General features: G+C 46.9%; 23 protein-coding genes. 16 read left to right on the top strand and 7 right to left on the bottom strand.

All coding sequences use genetic code 11. The features are described from left to right. Positions 1-212 precede the first annotated feature (212 nt). The 5 genes from OEY58_02195 (at position 213) to OEY58_02175 (ending at position 5,908) form a co-directional block, all read left to right on the top strand. A complete protein-coding gene (locus OEY58_02195) occupies positions 213-716 on the top strand; it encodes a tyrosine-protein phosphatase (protein ID MDH5324251.1) in 504 nt (167 codons plus the stop codon). Between the two features lie 175 nt (positions 717-891). Next, positions 892-1,617: a hypothetical protein gene (locus OEY58_02190; protein ID MDH5324250.1), complete on the top strand. Its 726-nt coding sequence runs from the start codon at positions 892-894 to the stop codon at positions 1,615-1,617. Positions 1,618-1,861: 244 nt separating this feature from the next. Next, entirely contained in the window at positions 1,862-3,496 is a 1,635-nt protein-coding gene (locus OEY58_02185) for a hypothetical protein (GenBank protein MDH5324249.1), read from the top strand. Between the two features lie 342 nt (positions 3,497-3,838). Next, a complete protein-coding gene (locus OEY58_02180; GenBank protein ID MDH5324248.1) occupies positions 3,839-4,201 on the top strand; it encodes a hypothetical protein in 363 nt (120 codons plus the stop codon). A gap of 180 nt (positions 4,202-4,381) precedes the next feature. Next, a complete protein-coding gene (locus tag OEY58_02175; GenBank protein ID MDH5324247.1) occupies positions 4,382-5,908 on the top strand; it encodes a DUF1566 domain-containing protein in 1,527 nt (508 codons plus the stop codon). Between the two features lie 34 nt (positions 5,909-5,942). Here the strand turns inward: OEY58_02175 and OEY58_02170 are convergent, their stop codons facing one another. After that, positions 5,943-6,911, bottom strand: coding sequence for a phospholipase A (locus OEY58_02170; GenBank protein ID MDH5324246.1), 969 nt, complete (start codon positions 6,909-6,911; stop codon positions 5,943-5,945). A 312-nt stretch (positions 6,912-7,223) separates the two neighbouring features. Here OEY58_02170 and OEY58_02165 point away from each other — a divergent pair, with 312 nt between their 5' ends. The 3 genes from OEY58_02165 (at position 7,224) to OEY58_02155 (ending at position 9,469) form a co-directional block, all read left to right on the top strand. Next, on the top strand, positions 7,224-8,267 hold the full coding sequence (locus OEY58_02165; protein MDH5324245.1) for a DUF2183 domain-containing protein: 1,044 nt from the start codon (positions 7,224-7,226) through the stop codon (positions 8,265-8,267). A 118-nt stretch (positions 8,268-8,385) separates the two neighbouring features. Next, positions 8,386-9,111 carry a class I SAM-dependent methyltransferase gene (locus OEY58_02160; protein ID MDH5324244.1) on the top strand — a complete coding sequence of 242 codons (726 nt, stop codon included), beginning with the start codon at positions 8,386-8,388 and terminating at the stop codon, positions 9,109-9,111. A 52-nt stretch (positions 9,112-9,163) separates the two neighbouring features. Beyond that, a complete protein-coding gene (locus OEY58_02155) occupies positions 9,164-9,469 on the top strand; it encodes a GIY-YIG nuclease family protein (GenBank protein ID MDH5324243.1) in 306 nt (101 codons plus the stop codon). Here OEY58_02155 and OEY58_02150 read toward each other — a convergent pair whose 3' ends face one another. After that, positions 9,470-9,787 carry a DUF2288 domain-containing protein gene (locus OEY58_02150; protein MDH5324242.1) on the bottom strand — a complete coding sequence of 106 codons (318 nt, stop codon included), beginning with the start codon at positions 9,785-9,787 and terminating at the stop codon, positions 9,470-9,472. 124 nt (positions 9,788-9,911) lie between these two features. Next, positions 9,912-10,226 (bottom strand): rhodanese-like domain-containing protein, encoded by a 315-nt coding sequence (locus tag OEY58_02145; protein MDH5324241.1) that lies wholly within the window; start codon positions 10,224-10,226, stop codon positions 9,912-9,914. Positions 10,227-10,594: 368 nt separating this feature from the next. On the opposite strand from OEY58_02145, the gene OEY58_02140 reads away from it, so the two are divergent. Next, on the top strand, positions 10,595-11,149 hold the full coding sequence (locus tag OEY58_02140) for a hypothetical protein (protein ID MDH5324240.1): 555 nt from the start codon (positions 10,595-10,597) through the stop codon (positions 11,147-11,149). Positions 11,150-11,240: 91 nt separating this feature from the next. On the opposite strand, the gene OEY58_02135 is transcribed toward OEY58_02140, so the two are convergent. After that, positions 11,241-11,603 (bottom strand): hypothetical protein, encoded by a 363-nt coding sequence (locus OEY58_02135; GenBank protein MDH5324239.1) that lies wholly within the window; start codon positions 11,601-11,603, stop codon positions 11,241-11,243. A gap of 240 nt (positions 11,604-11,843) precedes the next feature. Here OEY58_02135 and OEY58_02130 point away from each other — a divergent pair, with 240 nt between their 5' ends. Next, positions 11,844-12,176, top strand: coding sequence for a rhodanese-like domain-containing protein (locus OEY58_02130; protein MDH5324238.1), 333 nt, complete (start codon positions 11,844-11,846; stop codon positions 12,174-12,176). Between the two features lie 29 nt (positions 12,177-12,205). Here OEY58_02130 and recQ read toward each other — a convergent pair whose 3' ends face one another. Continuing rightward, on the bottom strand, positions 12,206-14,407 hold the full coding sequence (gene recQ, locus OEY58_02125; protein MDH5324237.1) for a DNA helicase RecQ: 2,202 nt from the start codon (positions 14,405-14,407) through the stop codon (positions 12,206-12,208). Positions 14,408-14,615: 208 nt separating this feature from the next. On the opposite strand from recQ, the gene OEY58_02120 reads away from it, so the two are divergent. After that, entirely contained in the window at positions 14,616-16,304 is a 1,689-nt protein-coding gene (locus tag OEY58_02120) for a glutamine--tRNA ligase/YqeY domain fusion protein (protein ID MDH5324236.1), read from the top strand. An 18-nt stretch (positions 16,305-16,322) separates the two neighbouring features. Here OEY58_02120 and OEY58_02115 read toward each other — a convergent pair whose 3' ends face one another. Both OEY58_02115 and OEY58_02110 read right to left on the bottom strand, forming a co-directional pair. Beyond that, positions 16,323-19,427 (bottom strand): efflux RND transporter permease subunit, encoded by a 3,105-nt coding sequence (locus tag OEY58_02115; protein ID MDH5324235.1) that lies wholly within the window; start codon positions 19,425-19,427, stop codon positions 16,323-16,325. 26 nt (positions 19,428-19,453) lie between these two features. After that, positions 19,454-20,527, bottom strand: a complete 1,074-nt coding sequence (locus OEY58_02110) for an efflux RND transporter periplasmic adaptor subunit (GenBank protein ID MDH5324234.1) — start codon at positions 20,525-20,527, stop codon at positions 19,454-19,456. A 442-nt stretch (positions 20,528-20,969) separates the two neighbouring features. Here OEY58_02110 and OEY58_02105 point away from each other — a divergent pair, with 442 nt between their 5' ends. From OEY58_02105 to OEY58_02085, 5 genes are all read left to right on the top strand, one after another. Next, positions 20,970-21,605 carry a LuxR C-terminal-related transcriptional regulator gene (locus tag OEY58_02105; protein MDH5324233.1) on the top strand — a complete coding sequence of 212 codons (636 nt, stop codon included), beginning with the start codon at positions 20,970-20,972 and terminating at the stop codon, positions 21,603-21,605. 10 nt (positions 21,606-21,615) lie between these two features. After that, complete coding sequence (locus OEY58_02100) at positions 21,616-21,888, top strand: DsrE family protein (GenBank protein ID MDH5324232.1); 273 nt, start codon at positions 21,616-21,618, stop codon at positions 21,886-21,888. Positions 21,889-22,118: 230 nt separating this feature from the next. Then, entirely contained in the window at positions 22,119-22,421 is a 303-nt protein-coding gene (locus OEY58_02095; protein ID MDH5324231.1) for a DsrE family protein, read from the top strand. A 22-nt stretch (positions 22,422-22,443) separates the two neighbouring features. Continuing rightward, positions 22,444-22,632: a hypothetical protein gene (locus tag OEY58_02090; protein MDH5324230.1), complete on the top strand. Its 189-nt coding sequence runs from the start codon at positions 22,444-22,446 to the stop codon at positions 22,630-22,632. 109 nt (positions 22,633-22,741) lie between these two features. Further along, complete coding sequence (locus OEY58_02085; protein MDH5324229.1) at positions 22,742-24,553, top strand: glycosyltransferase family 39 protein; 1,812 nt, start codon at positions 22,742-22,744, stop codon at positions 24,551-24,553. The last annotated feature ends 7 nt before the right edge of the window (positions 24,554-24,560 follow it).

The following is a 24,560-nucleotide window of genomic DNA, read 5'->3' as shown; positions in this document are numbered from 1 at the left end:
TACCACTAATGGTTTGGTCGTATCGCAATCAATTTAGAGCTTGTTTTGGCACCTATTAGTAAAAAACTACATGGTCCCCGGTTACGGTTTTTTAGAAAATCACATTAGCTACAGGTGTAAATAGCAAGGGTGGCGTTAAAATTTGTACTGAAATTTAAAACACGAGCGAGTGATAACCCGGAGGGCAGTACTTACAAACTGATGTCCAGTCGATGAAACCAGATATTTATAAAGTAGAATATATCGGCAGTGGCGTTTTGGCTGTAATGGCCAAGCCCGTCTCTGGTGAATGGATAGAACAAGAGTTTGAAGGATTGGCAAGTGAAGGGATCAAAGCAATTGTATCACTTCTCGAGTTACATGAAGCGTATGAGGTGGGATTGCAGCGCGAAAAACAATTAACCGAAAAAAACGGAATGGAATTTTTGTCTTTTCCAATTCGAGATAGAGGCGTTCCGGATTCAGTGGTTGAATTTGGAGATTTTACAAAAATGCTTTATTGGCAAATTGAAGCTGGTAAAACCACTGTTATTCACTGTCGTGCGGGTATAGGTAGAACCGGAGTAGTTGCGGCAGGGGTGTTATTGCATTGCGGATACAAACCAAAAGAGGCTTTAATGCATATATCCAATAAAAGAGGTGTGCAAGTGCCGGATACCGAAGAGCAAGAGGAATGGCTGGCGAGAAATTACAATGCAATTATCAAACGAGTATGATCAACGTTGGTGGCACATACAATGAGGACGACATGGATACAAGTTGCCTTCTTGAAATTTTAGTGTCTGGTGCTCCGGAAGATGCTTGCCAAGCATTGACTACCGGGTTGCGGTTATTGTCTGAGCAGTCAGGCGCTGTTTCATTTGCTCTTTGTTCGCTCATAAGGGGTGTGTAATGTCAGAAAGCTTGTATGAAGTTACATGTGACGCCAGGGACAGATTGTATTCTTCCATCGGGGAAGTAGAACCGGAAGTTATTACGCACATAATTAATCCTGCCTTTTTGGGAGGTCCTGCTTGGCCAGCTATGAGGCAGGCGTTCAGTGTCATACACCGAGGTAGTAACACCATTGTGGTTTCCAATGGGCTGGCCGACCCTTTTGATAATGTGGATGAGGAAAACTCAGGTTTTGGTATCGAAATATACGCAGAAACGAAAGAGCCGATAGAAGTGGATATTTCAAAAAGCGATATTTTCAAGCTCGTTTTCGCAACCGCTCAGCAGGCAGCTCATTCCGGTCAGATGGCAAATTTGTTGAATCAGTACAAAATTATTACCATGGAGCTATATGCGGAGGATTGCGGCCTGTACGAATATCAGACTGAAAACGGAATGGTTGGGATTATGATCGGTATTGAACACCCGGATCTCCCCGGGAAAGTAGACTTCCCAGGTGGAGAGGTTATTCTCGCGACTGTGCAAATTCTGACACCAAGCGAATTGGATTACGTCGCGCAGGCACGGGCTAAAGGTCGAAACCGTCTCCACGCGAGTTTTAAATCATCGGGTATCTATCACTATGTTACACCTGGTCGAGATTCATTGATTGATGGAAATGATTCACAATCGGGTATGGCAAAACAACCGAATCAAAAGAAGCCGTGGTGGAAACTGTGGTAAGATTCGGTAACACATATTTTGTAATGTACAACAGAAAATGCAGAGTGACTGTCGACTAAAAAGTGCTTGCTATTTATACACTTTGAGTCTGGTCTGCTAAACGCAAGTCTAAATTGCAAGTTGAAGCGTCGATTTCCGTTTTGAAGAATAGGCGTTCAATTGAACCCTCCCGGAATAACCAGCTATATTCAATGTATCAAACCAGAAAGATCGATATTTTAAGCCGGTTAGTGCGGGGAACTGGATGCTCAAGAATTGGATCGATGTCAAAGTAGTAGTGTTGGTTTTGATATCAGCATTATTAATTTTTCCCGGTTTGGGTGGTACCAGTCTGTGGACCGATGAGGCCCACACAGCCGTCATTGCACAAAATATCGCGGAAACCGGCTTTCCCTATGCTTCAAATGGGAAGAATTTAGTTTCAATCTTTCCTGATCATCGTGATATTCGCGACGGGATATATATTTGGCAGGCCTGGATTCCGTCTTATCTTGCTGCGGTGTCTGTCTCTGTTCTCGGAAATACGGCATTTGCTGCCAGATTGCCTTTTGCCTTACTGTTTATTCTGCTTATTGTTGCAAGTTACCATATATTCAATTCATGGCAGCCGGATCGCCAACGAAGTTTGTTGGCTATAGCTTTAATGCTTGGATGTGTAGCTCTACTACTTCATGCAAGACAGTGTCGTTACTATATTTTGGTTCCTCTTTTAAATCTGTTAATCGTATATAGCTATTTGAAATTGTTGGAACAGCCCAATCCGTTTAGCGCTACGCAAATAGTTATATGGACCACGTTACTTTTCAATTCCCTGTTTCCGGCTGCTCCTATTTTGGGATTGGCCCTTGGTGTAGATTTAATATTTCGGCGGCCTGATCGACACGTGCTTAAATACATATTGGTAATAGTCGCGATCTTATTATTGATCAATATGCCAATAGCTTGGTATACCCGGGTTTGGGATCGACAGTTTGGGATACAACCGGGCTACAGCAGTATTCCTGTCTTCAGTGCCTACTTGTTCAGGTACGCAATTACAATAAACACCTATATTTTTCCATTGATACTCGTTTTTGTCGCACTGGTTTGGCGATGGCGGGAAGTTTTACGCAAGGTCCGCAATGACCCAATAGTTTTTCTTTTGTTAACAATTTGTGTAACGCAGCTTCTATTTTTCTCCTTGGCGTCAGACTATCCATTTACCCGATATATGCTTGGTATTTTGCCTTTTGTTTTATATTTGGGTGCAGCTTGTATCAGAGGAATGACTGGTAATAGTATGGTTTTATCCTGGAGTCTTGTTGTCGTTATTACAATAAGCAATACATTGCAGGTGCTGCCGTTGTCAATTCTAAAATACACACGATTACAGCAGGCAAATTGGACAACTAACGGCGTCAATGGTAGTTACTTGGATGTTAAGAATGTGGGCCTGAGTTATGCGAAAGGGGAGATTAAAACCATTATCAATACGCCGATGGGAAGTCCGCTGATTCAATATATTCTGAGTGCGCTTAATTCGCCAAAGGGACCAATTGACTGGATTGTTAAATACCTGAATGAAAATGCGTTACCATCAGATCGTGTGAAGATAAGCTATGGTGATTTGCCTCTAATGTTTCACACAAATTTTTCCGTTATAAGTGCTCCTATGGTTGGTCCTTCAGCGCCGGAATGGTTTATTCCACGAACATTTAATCCCCCGGTTATTGATAAAAACTTTGTTGAATCATTAAACAACCACAAGTATGAGCTTGTAGAGTTAAACGCGCCCGATATCCAATGGAATAATCGCCCTGACCCGTTGTATCATTTCTATAACACTCCTGTTGAGAGTCATCTTCCGAAGATTAAGATCTATAGAAAAATAGAAAAATAGAAAAAATGACATTGATCACGAAAGTCATACTTGAGTAACATAAAACGGTGGCTTGTTTGGAGTGTATAAACTAAGTCTAAACCCGAAAGCCGGGCTTAAAATAAAAGAAATGCCTATGTTGTTTCTTAAGTAATGCTTATGATGAGGTACAGTTCAGCAATATGAGAGAAAAGACTGCCTGAAATGTACCACTGTATTTGTCCCGCAACGCAGAGTTCGGTCTAAATTAGTTGAGAAGCTTTCCGGAAAAAATATCCGGTCAGAGTCTTAAATTGATAATTGGTGGGTATGTGAGCGCATAGGATCGTGCTGAGTTTATAATTTGAACACTTGGGAACTAATTTGAAAATTGAATCTTTGAAAGATGAAAGTGTTTTTTTGGTCATGGAGCTTTGGGTCAATCCAGAATTCTTCATTGAGTTAAAATCATTTAAGAAAAAGATGAATGCTATATTGGAGAAGTACGCCCCGAACTATGTGCATCATAGTCATGCCATTGAGTGGATCTCCAAAAATATCGGTGAGGATTTGCCAACCGGTATCGAGATCATTCAATTTGCGTCCAAGGAAACTGCGAAGCAAGTTGTAACTGAATTGAAAGCGGTGGAAATGAAAGCGCTGAGCGACAAAATATTTAAGCGAACTCGCGCGTATCTAAGCCACTATGACTTTCCGGAAAGTTTGCTGGATAGAATGGGTTTATGATGAGTTATGGCGTTGTTTTTGTTAGGGGTTTCCGCAGAATTCCAAATCATTATTCGTAATAAAAAGATTCGTTTATATGCTGTTTTGTGTGTTTGCTTGGGTATAATAAAGACATCACCCCTGAGTTCATTCGTGATATTATTCTCAAACATAATCACAGTCACAGTTCGGGGAATATCAATGATCCGTGTTCGAATTATTTTCTGTAAACTCTTCGCGTTACTTTCTTTAGGAGTGTGTTCGTTTCAACTGATGGCGGTGCAATTGCTCCCCAGCGGCCAAGCGGATTGTTATGACGTCAGCGGTCTGGTGGTGTCGTGTTTTGGAACCGGACAGGACGGTGAAATTCGCGCCGGTTTGCAGTGGTCCGGCTCTCGGTTTTCTTCGCTTGCCAACAAGCGCACTGATGTATTGACCAATTTGGTCTGGGCTCAGGATGCTTCGTCCGGGGACACTCCAGTGGCTTGCGATTCTTATAAAGATGGCGGAGACACGGACCCCGATGCCGTGTCCAGTTGGCAGAATGTACAGCAGTTTGTGCAATGCCTCAACGACAACAACTATCTGGGTGAAAATGATTGGCGTTTACCTAATATAAATGAGTTGATGAGTCTGCTGGATTTCGGTCGGGCCAGTTCCACGAATAGTTTATTGGCAGAGGGTTTCGTGGGCGTGACGGAAGTAGATTATTGGTCCGGTACTACGCATGTTCCTGTTGCTACCGAAGCAAAGGCAGTCAATTTTTTCCTCAATCGTTCTTTGAGTATATCCAAAAATAACGGCATCGCTTATGTGTGGCCGGTACGTGGTGGTTTGGCTCCGGCGATTGAGGCTAATTTATTACAAACGGGTCAGGACAGCTGCTATGACAGTGGGGGTAATACAACACCTTGTACAGGTACGGGGCAGGACGGTGAGATCCGGGCCGGTGAAAGCTGGGATGGTTCACGCTTTAACGATGCGCTTCAATATTTGGTGACGGATCGGGCGACAGGGCTGACCTGGGTCAAAGATTTGGCACATCCGGCGGCAGCTGTGGGTGATTGCAGCGGTAGTATCAGTATGTCCTGGCAGGCAGCGCTAAATTTCGTGAGATGTCTCAACGACAATAACTATCAAGGATACTCCGATTGGCGCTTGCCAAATATTGTAGAGTTGAACAGCTTGATTGACGCTTCCAGCAGTGGTGCGGGTACAGTGCTTCCCGTTGGGCATCCCTTTTTAAATGTTAATGCTTCACAACAACCCTGGTCTTCTACCTCCGATGCCGATATTCCCGTTTATGCCCTGTTCTTAGACCTGGGCGACGGTTTAATTGGGGGAGCCCTAAAAGCCAGCGCTCGAAATGTGTGGTTGGTAAGAGGTGAATTTTCAGATCCACTGAGTGAGATTGAAGGCTGTTTCATTGCTACTGCCGCATACGGTTCTTATATGCACACTGATGTTCAGGTATTACGCGATTTCCGCGATGATTACCTGCTTACCAATGCAGCCGGGCGTGTCTTGGTGTCTTGGTACTATCAGTATTCACCGCCCGCGGCTGACTATATCGCCGAACATGAAGGTTTGCGGACCACAACGCGCTGGTTATTGACACCGGTGGTTTACGCAGTGAAATATCCGCTTGTCTCACTGGCTGTGGCACTATGGATGTTGGCTTTGGTTGTGCGGCGTCGACGTAGGCGGATAGGAGAAGTTGCTCCATAAGAAAATTTGGGCCTGCATAGCAGGCCCTTTGTTTTTATAGCCAGTCAATGATCGAAAAGCCCAGACCCAAACGGTTACTGCGGTAATCGTAGTCGATTAAGCTTTCACCATAGCCGTAGAAATACTGTAAATAACCGCGTACGCGTTTTTGAATCGGAAAACTCCAGTCTAATTGCAGCGCACCTCGATTATCCGATTTTAAATTGTTCCGCAGCATGAACCCCATGCGATGTTGTCCCAATACATAGAGCCCGGTTATTTCTCCGTGACCCAGATAGTGTTCAATATCCGGGTTGTCATCACCTACTGCATCGGTGGGGTTCACTTTTTTAGATTCGGGGATTCGCCACCAGGGCATGAAGCTCAGGTAGAACTGATTTTTTTCCAGCACGAATTGTGCAAACACACGATTCCAACTGCGTGATAGCGTACCACTTTGGCCGTTGGATTCGTGATTGACACCAATTGTAATAAGCCGATTGTTTAAGCCTAGGAACGGGGAATTGGTTAGAAAGGTCAGGAATACTTCCGGTTCATGATTGGTTTCCCGAAATGGTGAGGAAATTTTTGGGTTGTAGGCCTGCCAATGCAATTGTTGAGTATATGCAGCGTACAGGTAACCATTGTCACCGAATAATTGCCGTGCCAACTGTACTTTGACGCTGATCTGAGCCTTGACCTCCACATGATTGAGACGCTCACCAAACGTGGCATAGGGTGCCTCATTGGGTGATTTTTCATACGTAATGGGCAAAAAGTAATTAGTCCGGTGTGGGATCAATACAAATGGATTACTTCGTGCCTTGCCTTCAGATTCCACCCGGCGTGTGATTAATGAGTCGGATACCTTGGTGTTTCCGGCATCGGTCGCTGGATGATTTTCGTCGGATTGAGTTAGACCTTCACTTGGAATGAAAAGCGCTATAATTAAGCAGATGATCGCCGCAAGGTTTTGCGTAATGTATTGTTCTAACTTTGATGCAGAATGGGGTAGTTTGTTCATAGGTGTATTCCATGCCGCTTGTATTGAATGATTTGACTTCTGTGCCGCACAGCCGGGCTTGGGTATGTAGGGTAACGGTTTGCCAGGTTGGTGACCAGTCCCTTTGTGTGACCAAAGTGACCAATGTGGCTGAATGACCGGAAGACCAACTAAAGTACGACGGGTTTCAGGGCAAACGACGTTTGAAAGACAAATAGGGCCCGAATCGACGGGTAAGGTAAAGGGGCCGCCAGGTTCCCATAATAATTCAGGGAGTTCCACATGCTGAAGTTATACCGAAGTTCAAAAACAGCGTGCATAAGTGCTGTAGTAATGAGTATTTGCTTTTGGGTTACAGGGCCGGTTAGTGCGTCACCTCTTCAGGCGGATGAAGATTTGATATTTTTCCCCACCAATGCGTATTGGGACGATGGTTGGGTATTGCCGGTACGGGGTTGGGTGTTTGAACCTGAGAAAGGTTCTATGTGGCGCCGCAGTACTATAAGAGTGATTCGCAATACATTGGAAGTGGACCAACCCGACCGTCACAATCGTTATTTCACGGAAAGAGCCAGAATGTTTTTAGTCGATAACGAGCGCAACAAAGACATTAAAGTAAAGTTGGGTAGAAAAGTGGCTTCCATGGACCGTTCCAAGCCCAATGGCCATTTTAAAGGCGAGATCAGGCTGTCAGAGAAGGGCGTGGAACGGTTGGTGGATAAAAACGATTGGATACAGTATGAAGCGGAACTGCCTCGAAGAGACAATCGTCGCTTCGTAGGCGAGGTACAACTGTTGTACCCGGAAGGTGTTTCCATTATTTCCGATATTGATGACACCATCAAAATCAGTCGAGTGGCGCGCAAAAGAAAACTGATAAAAAATACCTTTCTGAAGAAGTATCGACCCGTGGCCGGTATGGCGCGTTTGTATCGCTTGTGGGCAGAGGACGGCGCCAGCTTTCATTATGTCTCCGGCTCGCCGTGGCAGCTATACCCGGCCTTAAGTCAGTTCATCAAGGACGAGGGTTTTCCCAAGGGCAGTTTTAATTTGCGTCGTTTCCGTGTCAAGGATGAATCGTTTACCGAATTTTTTAAACAGCCTCAGAAGCAGAAAACCCGGGTTATAGATAACTTGCTGCGTACTTACCCCGATCGCACATTTGTGCTGGTGGGTGATAGCACGGAGAGTGATCCGGAGATTTATGCGGAATTTGCCAAGTCACATCCGCGGCAAGTTCGGCATATTCTTATTCGTGATGTCAAAGATAACCCCATGGACAGAGACCGAATTCGCCGAGTTTTCTCGGATATTGACTCCATGAAATGGACTATTTTTGTGGACGCAGGTGAGTTGATTCCTCGAGAAGCGATGTAATTGGGCAGGAAGTCCATTCAAGGCAGCGGTGCGTATGAGAAACAAAAGCAAGCAAGAGCACCGCTGCTATAATTTATAAGGAGCAAAAAAACAAACACGCGAAGGTTTTCGGAGTGGTATGGCGCTGTGGCAGCGGTTTTTTAATAACGGAATTCCATTATACCTGGCTCGCCACTATTGGTGGGCGTATTTGTGGCGGCCCGGATTGTGGTTATTTGATCATCATTTTCTTATCAATGCGATTCTATTCGGCCAGTATAAAGTACTGAAACAGCACTTTCTTGCAGATATATTTTCCCATGTGCACAACTCTCAAAATGAGGCGCACTTGTTGTTAGCCAACGTCTATGGCAGTTTGGTGCCGGATTTGGCGGCTAAGTTGGCGCCGGTACCCTTGACCCTGGTGGATGTGGCTTGGCAGCAATTGCGCATGGCGCGGCAGAAAACACCACCGGGCTCGATTCAGTTGGTGCAAATGAACGGGGAACAACTGGGTTTTGACGTTTCGGCCTTTAAGACGGTGATGTTGTTTTTTCTGTTACATGAGTTGCCGTTACCGGCAAGGCAGCGGGTGTTGAGTGAAGTCATGCGTGTGACGGTTAAAGGGGGGCATATTCATATAGCCGAATACTCGGCCTTGGCGCGCTCCCACTGGTTCCATTCGATTTGGCCCATGCGCTGGCTGTTACAAACACTGGAACCGTTTTTGGAGTCTTTTTGGACAGAGAGCCTCTCAGACTTGCTGCAACAATGTGCGCAAGCCCATGGGAAGCAGTTGACGTTAATAAATAGTCATCGTTCCTTTTTCGGTTTTTATCGTGTCCTTGCTTATGAAGTTCGCTAGACGTTATGCTCAAATTGTGTAAAAACCTTTGGCTTGAGATATGATGCAGGGCATGAGTTTAGCAAAGAATCCAATAGGCCAGGACATTTGGTATGTATATATGGTTCGTTGTGCAGATGGTAGCTTGTATACCGGAATTGCCAAGGACACCCAGCGACGAATCCAGGAACACAACCAGGACGCCCAATTGGGCGCACGTTATACCCGAGCGAGACGCCCGGTGAAATTAGTATATGAAGAACGATATGAAAATCGCTCGCAAGCGACCAAACGTGAAGCTCAGATTAAGCGACTGAAAAAGCATGAAAAGGAAAATCTGCTCAGAGCCGATGGTTCGAGCCCAAGTTCCTCCAGCTAATTATTGTATGGTGACTTCCTGTACCAGTACCCATGGCGCCGTCACGACAGCCCAAAACCATGGCCGAGTCTGTTCCCAGTGCAGTGCATCGGCATCAGTAGTGTGTGCGACCACACCACATTGTAACCATGAATTAATCGTTTCCTTGTCGTCACTGACCATTTTGGCGGCGACTTCCACTAAATCCATTTCGGAAGCTACCTTGATTACCACGCCCCGGGCATAGTGTCGCTGCAATTCCTGCCAGGAAATTTTGCCTGTTTCCTGATTCAGTTGTTGCACGAGTTCCGGTTGTGTCAATGGGTCTTCATCTGCCATTGCCTGTTCCTGTGTCTTACAAATACCATCTTACAAAAATTATAGTATACGTGCTGTAGGGGCGGTCTCAAAGGGGCTATATGGGATCAAAAAACCTCAAGAGATTAGGGTTTTTACACTTGGATCAAGGTGTTGCTTCAGCTTGTAGGGCAAAGCCTGCCTTTTCCCAGGCGTGTGTGCCGCCGTCCAGACTGATCAGATTGCGGTATCCCAGGTTGTGAAGGCTGCGAGCAGCCCAATTAGCCATGGGCCCGGATTCGCAATACAAATAAATGGGCGTCGTTTTGTCGGCAGGATATAGATGGGCATTTTCATCGATTCGGTAAAAGGCTATATGGTGGTCGGTGCCCGGAATATGCTTTTGTTTTGGGACGTGTACATCCAGCAGGAGGACATTATCCTGAATCAGTATTTGTTGCAATTCCCCGGGTGAGACCATTTTTAAGTAATCCGGCCGAACAAACCCGCAGCCACTCGACAGCAATAGTTGCAAAAGTAGCAGCAGGAGAATGGAGAGCTTGATGCACGGTAGACGGCTCAAGTGTTTATGCACGGTATCAATCTCGCAAAATAATAGCGATACTAAATCATAGCTGCGATCCCGTACAGGTTTAGCGGCGACGGAGTGCTTGGGCTCAGACGGTTTTTCATCGTCGTGTCGTTTTTGGATGATGAACTTTGGCGATAACGGCTGTCTATTTTGTAAGCTATTTCAGTGTGGGCGGTTGAATTTGTGTCAGACGCTTCTGACCATACATTGAGGGAGCAATAACTGATCGAAACAGGAGGGGTGAAGAGAAAGTGCGTATGAAAACTTTGTTTAACACACTAGTAAGTACACAAGTAAAAACGTTGGGGGTATTATTGCTGGCGAGCAGCATTGCCCACGCGGATGGTTTAAGTAAAAAAGAATATGCAGAGAAATATTCTTTATACGGGATGAAATCTTCTTACGGCCCGGCTGTAGAGGCTTGTCTGCGAAGCTGGGGAAAGTCGCACCCTTTTAAGGATCAACAAAAAATCAAATTCCGCCTGATGCAAGGTCAGGTCAAGGTGTTTGGTGTGGGCAACAATATTGTGGACGACACGCCCACACAATATCCGCAACTTATTGTGGTACGTCCTGGGGTAAATGTCATGGGCAATATGAACTATGAGTTGTTAAATCCCAATGGATGGTACTGTCTCAAAGCCAAAGTGAATGTTATGGGTAAGTCGGTGATCAATCTTGCCTGTAACGCCCAGATCGCCAGCACCAGTGGGACCACCATAGTGATGGGCGCAGGGGAAGGGCAAAGCGGCACCACGGTAATGGGAAAAACGGTGGTGAATCGAATTTGTGATGAAGGGGAAGAATTATAAGGGTAAGGCACCGCCTGATGTTTCAAGACAAACCCGGTAAAAGCGAATCCAACACGCTTTTACCGGGTTTGTTTGTTGGGAACGCAGCTTCTTACTTAATGTTGACCTTGGTCCATTTACCCTTTATTTTTTCTACGGTAAGGGAGGCGTGGCCAACCATGTGAACGTTTACAACGATCTCCCGGTAGGTTACGCCCTGGTATTTCCATTCCCGAGCCGCTCTAACCACGCAATCCAAACGTACTTCACCACATTGGTGTTCTGCGTCAATGGCACTTTTTTGCGCTTTTAACACCGCTTTTTGAATCGCTTTGAGCTGGTTCGAACTGAGTTTTAAGTCTCCCAATACAGCGGGATCGCTTAAGTTGATGGAGTTTGCTTGAGCCTGTGATACCAGCAAACTAAATAGAACAATTGAATAACCACCTAATTTTATTATGGATTTTAACATCATTCACCTCTTTGAACTTTCTATTCCTTGAGTTACTGTTTATTTTTCTAAGTGTGGGAAGGCACATGTTTAACATGCCATCTTAAGCGAGTCAAATGGCGGGGTGTTTTCCCGGGAAATTTGATTGGTTTGGGATTGGTGAATTAATTTTGGGTGTGTTTACAAATATTTTTCAATGCGATCCTGGACAATATTAGAAGAAGCTTATATACTAATTTGATTTGTCGCTTATAGAGAAAATGTATGTTTTTTAGTGTTAAAGAAATTGATGCCCCCCAGTTGGTCCAATGGCTGGAACAAGAAGATGTACAAGTGTTGGACGTGCGTGAAATGAGAGAGATTTCTCAGGGCACCATAGAGAATGCCCTGTTCATGCCTCTCGCCACCGTCCCAATGCGTTTGCAGGAGATCAATAAGGAAGGCACGGTCGTTGTCATTTGTCGCAGCGGTGCTCGTTCGGCACAGGCCTGTATGTTTCTCCAGCAAAACGGTTTTGACAATGTGCATAATCTGCGTGGCGGTGTCATCTCCTGGTCTCAGTATTCCTATCCCATGGTGCGACCGGCAGTTGCCTAATGGCGTTGCCTGATTTAGTGCGGCAGTCGCTATCGTGATCGTAGTTGTCCCGCTACCACGCATTTGAGTACGCCGTAATCGTGTTCGCCATTAAAGGCGTGGAACAGGGATTTAAGACTGTCGTCGGCTGCCAGTTGGAGTGATTCTGCCGTAAGCAGGATTTCGGTGACCGTATCTTCATCCAGTTGCAATACGTCATCTAATTGCAGCATACCCGCTTCTATGGCTTCAGCAAAGTGTCCCAGTATCGTCGCCGGTTTTAGATCCCGGTGCTGGGCTATGGCGTCCACATCCATATCGCGACTGTACAAATACAGGGTTTCATTAATGGTATTGCTGAAATTGTTTTTTAGTACATTCGGCAGGGGGTGAGTGGCCACCTGTTGCAATACTGCCTCACCGTAACGATCCAGTTTTTGTTGGCCAATGCCGTTGATGCGGCTCAGTTCCGTAAGATTGGCCGGTCGCAGGGCCGCCACGTCTATCAAGGTTTGGTCGTGAAAAATAATGTACGCGGGTACGTTTTGTTCTGCGGCCAGTTGTTGGCGCAGGGTTTTTAGTGCGGCCAGCAATTCTTCATCCCAAGTGTTGATATTTTGTTGTTTGGGTTTCTCCGGTGCATGGATTTTTTCACTGGTTTTTCGGAACTGAATCCGGGTTTCGCCGCGGAGCAAGGGTCTGCATTTTTCATTGAGTAGGAGCGAGCCGTGGCCTTCCAAGTCGGTGCTGATATAGGATTGTGCTGCCAATTGGCGTAGCACAGAACGCCATTCTGCTCCGCTCAACTCGGTACCGATTCCAAAGGTGCTGATGCGGTCATGGCCATTGCGTTGAATGCGCTCGTTGTTGTTTCCTAAAAGTACATCAATGATATAGCCAACACCGAAGCGTTGCCCTGTTCTGACAATACAAGAAAGAATTTTTTGTGCCACCACGGTTCCGTCCCATTGTTCCGGCGGAGACACGCAATTGTCACAGTTGCCGCAGCGCTGTTCCAGGGATTCACCGAAATATTTGAGTAAGGCTTGACGGCGGCACGAGCTCATTTCGCACAGTCCGAGCATGGCTTCCAATTTTTGCAGGCTCACGCGTTTGTAGCGTTCATCTGCATCGGCCTGTTCTACCCAGTGACGTAGGGTCATGACATCCTGCAAACCAAAACTCATCCAGGCATTTGCCGGTTTTTGGTCTCGGCCCGCACGGCCGGTTTCCTGGTAGTAGGCCTCAATACTTTTGGGAAGATTCAGGTGTGCTACAAAGCGGACATCAGGTTTATCAATCCCCATACCAAAGGCGATGGTGGCGACAATGATGAGGCCGTTCTCTCGCAGGAAACGCTCTTGGTTTTGTTGACGCACAGCGTCCGGCAGTCCGGCGTGATAGGCAAGCGCGGTTCGTCCTTTTTTATTGAACCACTCGGCCACGCTTTCCACCTTTCTCCGTGACAGACAATAGACAATACCTGCATCGTTTGGGTGTTCCCGGTTAATAAAGCGCCACAGCTGCTCTCGGGCGTTGTTACCATCGTTGATGCGGTAGTGAATATTGGGTCTATCGAAACTGTTTATAAAAATGCGGGCATTGCTTAAATTCAATTGCGCGACAATTTCCCGGCGAGTGCGCTCATCAGCCGTTGCCGTCAAGGCAATGCGCGGTGTATGGGGGAAGCGTTGATGTAATACGGATAGTTGCTGGTATTCCTTGCGAAAGTCATGTCCCCATTGCGATACGCAGTGGGCTTCATCGATGGCGAACAAGGCAATGTGGGTTTGCTCCAATTGCTGTAATAGGCGTTCGGTCAATAAGCGTTCCGGTGCAATATACAGTAAATCCAATTCCTGGCGTAGCAGTTGGGTTTCAATTTGTCTTTGCGTCGCACCATCCTGGCTGGAATTGAGATAAGCGGCACGGATTCCCAATTGACGTAGCGCATCCACTTGGTCTTGCATTAAGGCAATGAGGGGGGAAATTACCACTCCGGTGCCTTGCCGCACCAGGGAAGGGATTTGGTAGCACAGGGATTTACCGCCGCCTGTGGGCAGCAGGGCCAATGCATCCTCTCCCTTTAGGAGGGTGCTGATAATGTCTTCCTGTTTTAAGCGAAATTCCGAGTAACCGTATTTGAGCCGCAAAATTTCTCGGGCCTGGTTTATTTTTTCAGAAACATCTATATTATCAGTAGGTTGCGCAGTGGTTTCACACGGTGGTTTGGTGGGGCCGGTCGTTTGCATGTGTATCAAATCGTGGTGTGGTGTGCGGTTATAATTTGGCAGCTACAGTGATTCAAAACCCAACGGCTGTCAAGCGCACCGGGGCGGTCAAGTACGTCCAATGGGAAGCAGCATGTGCAGGCGCATGGGGAGCGTCTATACTGCTTTGCGGGTAGAAATGATAAACTTCGCCCTCATTAAACAATGCATGGATAAGGAAACAGAAAACATGAGCGATTCCGAGAAGTCTGCGCCCAGTAATTTTGTACGTCAAATCATAGATAAGGATTTGGCAGTGGGCAAAAACGAAGGCCGGGTGGCCACCCGTTTCCCGCCGGAGCCCAATGGCTATTTGCATATCGGACACGCTAAATCCATCGTTTTGAACTTCGGTATTGCCCAGGATTATAAAGGTAGCTGCAACCTGCGTTTTGATGATACCAATCCCCACAAGGAGAATGCTGAATTCGTTGAAGCCATTCAGAACGATGTACGCTGGTTGGGATATGATTGGGGCGATCGCATGTATTTTGCCTCGAATTATTTCGAGCAATTATACGATTATGCTGTGCAGCTGATTCAGAAGGGTAAGGCTTATGTAGATGACCTTAGTGCCGAGGAAATTCGTGATTTTCGCGGTACCTTGACCGAGGCGGGTAAAAACAGCCCCCATCGTAATCGTTCGGTGGATGAGAACCTGGATTTATTTGCGCGTATGCGCGCCGGTGAGTTTGGTGACGGTGAAAAAGTGCTTCGGGCAAAAATTGACATGGCGTCACCCAATATCAATCTGCGTGATCCCACGTTATACCGGATTCGACATGGCGTAGTCCACCATCAAACCGGCGCCAATTGGTGTATCTATCCCATGTATGATTTTACTCATTGTGTATCCGATGCGCTCGAATCCATTACGCATTCTATTTGTACCTTGGAGTTTGAAGACCACCGGCCTTTGTACGACTGGTTTTTGGATGAGTTGCAAACCCCGTGTCACCCGCAGCAAATCGAGTTTTCCCGTTTGAATTTGGAATACACGGTAGTGAGCAAACGCAAGCTTACCGAATTGGTTGAGGGCGGTTATGTGGAAGGCTGGGATGATCCGCGTATGCCTACATTGGCCGGTATTCGTCGTCGCGGCTATACCGCTGCGTCGATTCGTGAGTTTTGCCACCGTATTGGCGTGACCAAAGCGGATAATCTGGTGGAAATGAGTGTGCTGGAAGACTGCATTCGTAACGATTTAAATATTAGTGCACCCCGGCGCATGGCTGTGTTGCGACCTTTGAAAGTCATTCTCACGAATTATCCGGACGAAAAACAGGAGCAGCTCAGTTCACATAATCATCCCCAGGACGAAACTATGGGTACACGCATGTTGAGTTTTTCCCGGGAACTGTATATAGATCGAGACGATTTTAGTGAAAATCCACCGAAAAAATACAAGCGTCTCATTCCCGGTGGGGAAGTGCGATTGCGTAATGCCTACGTTATACGTTGTGATGAAGTCATTAAAGATGCCCACGGGAACATTATCGAATTGCATTGCAGTCACGATGAAAATACCTTGGGGAAAAATCCTGAGGGGCGCAAAGTCAAAGGTGTGATTCATTGGGTGGACGCACGCACTGCGGTACAGGCCGAGGTGCGTTTATACGATCGTTTGTTTGACCACCCTACGCCCGATGCCACTAAGGATGGTAAAGATTTTAAAGAACATCTCAACGTTAACTCATTGCTGACTTTGACAGAGTGTTATCTGGAAGCGACATTGGCAAACAGTGAACCCGGTCAGCAGGTGCAATTTGAGCGAGAAGGTTATTTTTGTCTCGATCCTATGCAATTGCCCGGTAACAAGCCTATTTTCAATCGTGTGGTTACCCTGCGGGATACCTGGGCGAAGCTGGAAAAGTCATAAGTAGGGTAGATGAGGGTTTTAGGCGTGTTTTACTGCAAGTTGATCCTCTGGGTGGAATAAAGCATACAACGTGGGTACCAGCAACAGGCTTACCAACATGGAAAAACTTAAGCCAAACACTATACAAACCGCCAAAGGTTGAAGCATTTCTGCACCTTCCCCTAAGCCTAAGGCCAGGGGAAGCATGCCTACCACCGTGGTTAGTGTCGTCATCAGAATGGGGCGTAAACGCAGGGCGGCGGCTTCTATAATGGCTTCGTGTTTATTGCTGCTGTTTTGGCGCACGATTTCTATGTATTCCACTAAGACAATGGCGTTGTTCACCACAATACCGGCCAACATTATCATGCCCAGCCAGACGGGCATGGATAAGGACGCTCCGGTTAGCATCAATCCCACCGCCACACCAATGTAAGCAAAGGGTACGCTGATAATGATGACGATGGGGTTGCGCAGAGATTCGTATTGCACTGCCATTACCACAAAAACCAAAAAGAGAGCCAGACTCAATAAAATATACGTGAGTTGTTTGCCTTCTTGCAGTGCCTGTTTGGCACCGCCTTCATAGAGGGTATATCCCTGAGGTAGCTCGAAGCTGTTTAGGATGGCCTCGATTTTTTCCAGGACACCGCCCAGTGTGGCGTCATCGGCGATGGAGCCACTGATTTCTACAATTCTAAGCTGGTTGTCTCGCTTTATACTGGCCGGCGACTTTACCAGTTTTACCTCAGCGACATTGCCCAGGTAAATTGCCGGTTGACCTGCAACTGCAGGGCTTAGCATGATGGACTCCAGATCCTGTGGGTTTGCCATATCCCGCCGAGGTAGACGCAAAATCACATTGTAAGAACGATCACCCTCTACATATTCCGTGACCTTGATGCCTTCCAGGGCAATTTGCAGGGCCTGGCTGATGTCTTGTACATTCAATCCCAAAATATTGGCTCGTTCACGGTCCGGTTCTATGGATATTTCCAGTTGTTCCTCTTCGGAGCTGTATGACAAATTTTGCATACCCGCTATTGGCTTTAATTGTCCAACCAAATTTGCAGCGATTTCCTCCAGTACCTCCAGTTCCGGTCCTTGAATTCTGAGGCTGATGTCATCGTCACCTCGGCCGGTGCGAATACCGCGGACTCCACGTTGGGTCATACGTACCTTAATTCCAGCAAGTTGTAAGGCAGAGATTTGCTTTTGCATATGTTTAATCCACTCGCCACTGCTTTTGTCCCGTTCTGCTAAAGGTACCAACTGGGCAATGATAGTGGTTTGGCTGGGGGTTTCGCGTTGTGTGCGCCCAAAAATGGCACCCCCGGCCAGTGTGAAAACAGTCTGAGTTTCTTTTTGCTCTAGTAGCAGTTTTTCAATTTTCGAAGCACTATTGTCCATTTCATCCAGGGAAATACCTGGATCGGCCTGGATACGTAAGGTAATGCGGCCGTCATCCATTTTAGGGAGAAACACCTGTTTATTACTAAAAAATACCGGGGCTGCGAAAATGATGGCGCTTGTAAATATCACCGGGGCGAGCCAGGGCAGTTCTAAGGATCGTCGCACCAGTTTTGTATAATGCGATTGCATCCACATTACTGCGGTGTCCACTTGCGTGCGAAACCGGCTCTTTGCGTCCACGGGAACCCTTGCCGCCAGTGTTGGTACGAGCGTCAGTGCAATGACCATGGAAGCTGCAATAGCAGCAGAAATGGTGAAAATCAGTTCTCGGAACAACAAACCGGTAAGCCCGCCTATGAAAAGAAATGGTAATACGGCGGCCAAGTTAGTGCTGGTAGAAGCTACAATGGCGCTGTTCACTTCCGCTGCGGCTCGGGTTCCCGCAACGGTGGCGGTTTCACCTTGGCATTGATGCCGATATATGTTTTCCAGCATTACGATAGTGTTGTCCACCAACATGCCAACGCCCAAGGCCAGACCACCTAAAGTCATAATATTCAAGGTCAGTCCGCCCGCACCCATAATGATAAAGGTTACCATGATGGCGATAGGGATGGCGCTGCCAATAATCAGCGTACGGCGCAGGTTACCCAAGAAAAAATAGACCACCGTCATGGCTAACAAAGCACCGCTCACGGCCGCGAGACTGGAATTACTGAGAGCTTGACGCACATAAATCGATTGATCCGCCACAGAGGTGATGGTGATATCCTCAGGAAATAATTGTTGCTGTTGTAGCCAAGCCAATCGCCGGCTCACTACATCAACCACCGCTATGGTATTGGCGTTGGGTTGTTTTTGTATAGACAGTTTTACACCGGGAATGGTGTTGGAGCGCACGCGTAGGCGTTCATCTCCGTGCGTGTCTTTTACTTGCGCCACTTCTCCCAGGTAAATGGTTTTACCGCCGGCCGTTCTCAAGGGTAATTTCTGAATGTGCTCTACCTTGTTAAACCGACCGCTGATTCGGCCGCTGAGCTCCTGATGTTGCATTAACAAACGGCCAGTGGGGTCCTCACGGTTTCCCCGCTCTAAGGCATCGATCAGTTCCTTCATGCTCAGGCCAACTCCGGCCAATCGTTGTTGATCCGGCAATATATGAATTTCCCGAATCAAGCCGCCACCCACTTCGGCAGCGGCCACCCCTGGTAAGTTGAGGAACCATTTTCGCAAAACATCATCCACCCAGCTGCGCAATTCCACCGGGTTGCGTAGATTGGAACTGATCACAAATTCTTGCACCGGAATTTGTGACGGATCCAGCTTATAAATCATGGGGGGATTGATGGTGTCGGGGAGAAATCGTTTGGCACGATCCAGTCGCGTACTGGCATCGCGCAAGGCAATGTCGATATCTTTACCGTAAGAGAAGGATAGGTCAACGGTGGTGAGACCAAGGGTCGTGTTGGACTGTACCGAGATAGCATCTTCGGTAATGGCCAGCTGTTCCTCCAGTTGGCGCGTGACTCTGTCTTCCATGACAGTGGCTGATACCCCCGGATCCAGGATCCTAACCCGAATTTCCGGATAGATCAGATGAGGTAATAAATCAATGGCCAGTTTACCCAAGGAAAACAAACCCAGAACAATGATCGCAAGTGCTATCATAGTGACCCCAACGGGATGGGCAACCGACCATTGCGCTAAGCCCCCGCCATGCTTGGGGTTCATGTTTTTTGGATTCGATGTAGGCTGGGTCATGGTTGAGTTGACGAAGTTTGGCTTGTCTTGGAAGGACTTTCCCGGTTGACCGGTTTCACGCTTTTATTGGGTGTTAAGCCTAGAAAACCTTTGGTAACCACGGTTTCTCCGGGGCGTAGACCGCGTACGATTTCTATATGCTCATCCAGGCGCTGTCCACTGATTACGGAGGTGCGAATGGCATGGTTTTCTTCGTTCAATTTAAACACATACTCACCTTCCGCATCACTGCGCAAGGCTTGAAACGGAATCAGAATACGGGGACTGATTTGGGTATGTAGCATGACCCGGCACAATTGTCCGGGGCGAGCTTGTTCAGGTACGGATTTTAACTGTACTTCTATCGTGCCTTGATGTGTTACTGGATCCAGTTTGGGGTGAATTCGCGTGATCTCTCCCGGGAAGATTTCCGTCCCCAGAGCGTCTATGGAAACGCCGGTTTGGTCTTGAAGTTTTAAATGTACCAGCACCAGTTCAGAAACATTGACCGTGGTAATTAAAGAAGCCGGATCTGCAATAGTTAGCAAGTGACTGTATTTGGTGGCTACATTCCCAGCTTCATTGTTCCGTTCGGTGATCACGCCGGAGATGGGGGCTTGAATGGTGGCGTACTTTTTCCGGGTTAGCAGTACGAGTTCGTCAGCCAAAGCGACTTGGTGTTCGGTTTCAGCACGCGCCAGTTCTTCATCGGAAACCAATTTACGCTTATATAAACCTTGAACTCTTTGCAGGTCTTTTTCCGCTTTTATGCGAGTGGCCTTGGTCCGGTTAAGTTGGGCGCTCAGCAATTTGTCATCCAGGCGTGCCACCAACTCACCCTTTTTAACCGTATCGCCTTCATAAAATGGCAAGTGGGTGATTTGTCCTTCTTCCTGAGTAAATACCTTAACCTCTTTGAGGGATCGCAAGGTGCCGGTACGCACGCGGGTGATGCCCAGGCTTTTTTCCTCCACCTTGACGGTTTCCACCAGGTGAGGTTTGTCTTTCTTTGTCTTATTGTCGTCATCGCTGTTGGAACAGGCGGTGAGTATGAAAAAGCACAAGATGAAATATGTCGGCACGCGGGACATATGGGTAAAGGAGCCTTTTGTTGTTTAGGAATAGGATGATCTTAACCCTTTTCAAATACGCTAGGTAGAAAATATTTTGTTACCGAATATGGATTCTTAACAGTATCTTAAGGCTCCGGTTTGGGTCTGCCGCTCAACCCGGAGCGGCCGATATAAAGGGTAACAGGTACCGACAATCGTGCCCCCCTTACAGTCGTACCTGTTATGTCGCACACCGTTCTCTTGCTGCCCGCAAGAGAACGGTTATTTCTTTTCTCACAAACGACCTCGAAACCCGCCCTAACATATTGATAATGTGGATTATTGTAAAATTGCCATATGATTCATACGGACTAACGATAACATCGACAAATTGATTTGTGTCAATGTGGCCAGTGACCGTCTCTACTTAACTTAAAGTGTGATTAGGTTTCCGTAATAGGCAATCCGGGGGGAATGTACTATGGGTACCCTAGCCGACATTTTGTACACAACGGTGGATGGCAGTTTTGCCATTGATAGTCGCCAGAGAATTATTTATTGGGACCAGGGCTGTGAGGAACTATTGGGTTACTCCGAGCACTGGGCGCTGGGGCGTCCCTGTTGTAGCGTCTTACAGGGGTGTCATCCGGTTTCCGGCCGCCGCTGGTGCCGGCAACAATGCGATGTATCCAAACTTCCGGTTTCCGAAGCGCCAAAATCCTTTCTGGTTAGAGTTAAGGACAGTACCGGGCAAGGCGTTAATCTGTCGGTGGACATAATTCTGCTACCTTCCAGTTGCAAGAAAAACTGGCACATCATGCATTTGCTGCATCGCAGCAGTCATACCGATGTGTTAGGTCTTATGGATCACAGTCAGCGTAAGCCTAAGGAAAGCAAACAAGTGATTCCCGATAGAGTAAATCAAACGCGCTTGACCCCCAGAGAAACACAAGTACTGTCATTGATGGCGGAAGGTGTGGCCAGCCGGACCATTTCCGACAGACTACACATCAGTCAAACTACAGTCAGAAATCACATTCAACATATCCAGAAAAAACTGGCTGTCCATAGTAAAACCGAGGCGGTGGCCTATGCATACCGCCACAAATTCTTATAAGGATCCAGACATGAAAAAGAAAATCGCAGTCGTAGTATCCGGTCGTCAGGACGAAGCTTTGCGCATGTCCATAGGATTGACTCTGGCAGACGATACAGTGGATGTGTTTTTCGTGGACAGAAAACTACAAAAAACCAAAGACAACCAGCTTAATATAGAAACCGGGAAGGAATTGGGGATACATATGTACTCCAATTGCGAGAGCAACGACGATGTTGAGTTGTTATCTTTAGGGGAGCTGGCCGATAAACTGACGACTTACGATCACGTATTGCCTTACTAATACTCCAGTTATTAAAGGTCGAGATGGAAAACAGTGGTGGCGGCGCTGCAAAAGAGGCTTGTGTGTGGGGTTTGTCGGGTGTTTGTCAGAGTGTTTGTTGCGGTGTTAAATGGATCTACAGGTGAGTTTGGGAAAATGATGCAAATACATCATACCCAAAAACCGGAGTAAAGTTTATTTATAAATGGAAGGGTGAGAAGTTAAACGCTGACGAAACAGGGTGGATAAACATGAAACTAGGAATATTGGTTACCAGCGACAAATATTTTCGCCATGTTGCCGAGTTGGTTCAGTCAGCATCGCGGCAGGGGCATGAAGTGACCGTATTTTGTATGGATGTGGGGACGCGGTTTCTGGAGCAAGTGGCCTTTAGGGATTTGTGCAAATTAGCCGGTGTAAGTTTAAGTCTTTGCAGGCATAGCGCGGAAGAACAAGGCGTTGATGTGAGTGAATTGTCCAAGGATATCGTGTGTGGTAGCCAGTTCAACAATGCCATGATGAACCACGAATCGGATCATGTACTGGTGTTTTGACAATGTTTATCGGACGGTGAATATGAAAATACTACACATATTTAACAGTGAGCCTGGTGCAGATGTTCTCGATTTGGTGGATATGCAGGCCAAAAATGATCAGGTGAATGTAATTAAACTGTATAACGGCGATGATGTGGATTATGACGGAATTATTGCACAAATAGCGGTGACGGATAAAGTCGTTTCCTGGAATAACATTAGTGATTGATTTGGTGGTATTGGTTCAGGTTGAACAGTAGGGGTAAAAGGGATAGACGAACAAAGGATCAGGGTCGCAGGTCGTGGATGATGAATAGGCTGATGGCATTGGAGGATGCATGGCCGGTAAAACCGACAAGGTTGTGTGCAGTCCGCAGCGGTTTGAGTATGGCCTGCGCGATTGCATTGTCGGTGCCGAATCCATTCTGAATCTTGATACCCGTCGCTTACAAATATTGTTGTTGTATTTAATTACAGCGCTGGTATTTCTGCTGCAGTACGTATTTAGGATATGGGACGATAATCGTTTATTAAGCTGGCGCTGGACCATTAGTGCGGACTTGTTATTACCCATTCTTGGTTTTTCATCGGTATTGGTGCTGCTGGGAAACCGTCTGATTCAATATGTTGGAACTGTTTCAGCAAAACTGGGCCTCATCCTGGGTTCGGGTTTCGGTTTGACCGTTGTATTGTGGTCTTCCCCGCAAGTCATCATAGACAGTGCCCGCTACCTCACTTATGCCAACGCCGTGGCTACGCACGGCGTGTTCCATTTTTTGCAACAATGGGGTTCGGATATTGCGGTTTGGACAGACCTGCCGATGGTGCCGTTGCTCTATGGTGTATTGTTTACTCTGTTTGGTGAAAGTGTTTTAGTTGTTCAGGTTTTTTGCAGTGTGTTGTTTTCGACAACCCTGTATTTAACGTATTCGATCGGGAAATCTCTTTGGGATGAACGAACCGGTTTGGTAGCAGCCGGTCTATTGTTGGCATTTCCGTTTTTACTGGTGCAGGTTTCGCAAGTATTAGTGGATGTGGTTGCCATGTTCTTCTTTGTGTTGGCTATACGCGCTGTGATTGCGGCGGTGCAGCGCCAAAGCTGGGTTGCAATCAGTACAGCCGTGGCTTTGTGCTTGCCGGCTCTTTTGAGTAAATACAATACCTGGGTACTGGTGGGTTGGATTTGCATTGCTCCTTTTCTCTACAATCGGTCCGGGCATATCCGTTTGAGAGCCGGAATAAAAACCGGTTTTTTATTGTTGAGCGGAGTGTTGACACTGTTGGGATCGGTGATGGCCTGGAAATTTACGGTGTTTCAACAACAGTGGCAGTTGCTGCAAGGGTTTCAATTGCCCGGTCTAAGCTGGTGGGGTGAAAGTCACGTTTCCACTTTTTTTTATCAAATCCATCCTTATGTGAGTCTGGCCGCATTGGGTGCAGTAGTGGTGGCGATCCGTCGAATGGATTGGCACGTCATGTTGGCGGTAGTGTTGTTTGCCGGCTTGATTATTCTGGGGGTCGCCAGAGCGCGTTATTTTTTGGTGTTTTATCCGATACTGGCGCTCCTGGCTTCCAGGGGTTTGCTGCAATTGTTTAGTTCGTTCATGGTTCGTCAAATCAGTTTGAACGCAATCGCCATGTCCGTTGTGTTGCTGGTAGTGGCATACAGTGGTTCTTTGCAAAGTATGAGCATGGTTAATCTCAAAAACGCGGGGGCGTACCTAAATAAATTACCGGAAAGTAATGTGGTTGTGGTCGTTACACCTGTGCGGCGAACGGCCATAAATCCAAATATTGCCCTTCCGTTTTTAGATGCGTATACCCAAAAAACGATTTATCTAGACCCCGAATATACTCCAGGCCCAGTGCTCGCAACAATTCCTATCAATTCCCCGGTGCGATTCACGTGGGAGTTTCATAACGGTTGGCGCTATAAAGTATGGGACGATGCGTCTGGGGTAGGTGGACAATGTGCCGACCTGGCAGCATTGGTGATTATTTCGGATGGTAGGAGCAGGCTTGATAAGCCTGCATGGGCGGCGTCTTATCGATTAAGTAAAGCGTTTGTTGTGACGGACAGGGTATTCCGATATCAGGTTCTGACACATGTTTATCGAAGTGAAGATTGTGCGGAAACAGTAAAGTTATAAACCAAAA

This window comes from Gammaproteobacteria bacterium (assembly GCA_029882975.1).
Taxonomy (GTDB): Bacteria; Pseudomonadota; Gammaproteobacteria; order SZUA-152; family SZUA-152; genus JAJDNG01.
The sequence above is the reverse complement of the archived record's forward strand: the minus strand, read 5'-3'. Positions and strand labels throughout refer to the sequence as shown.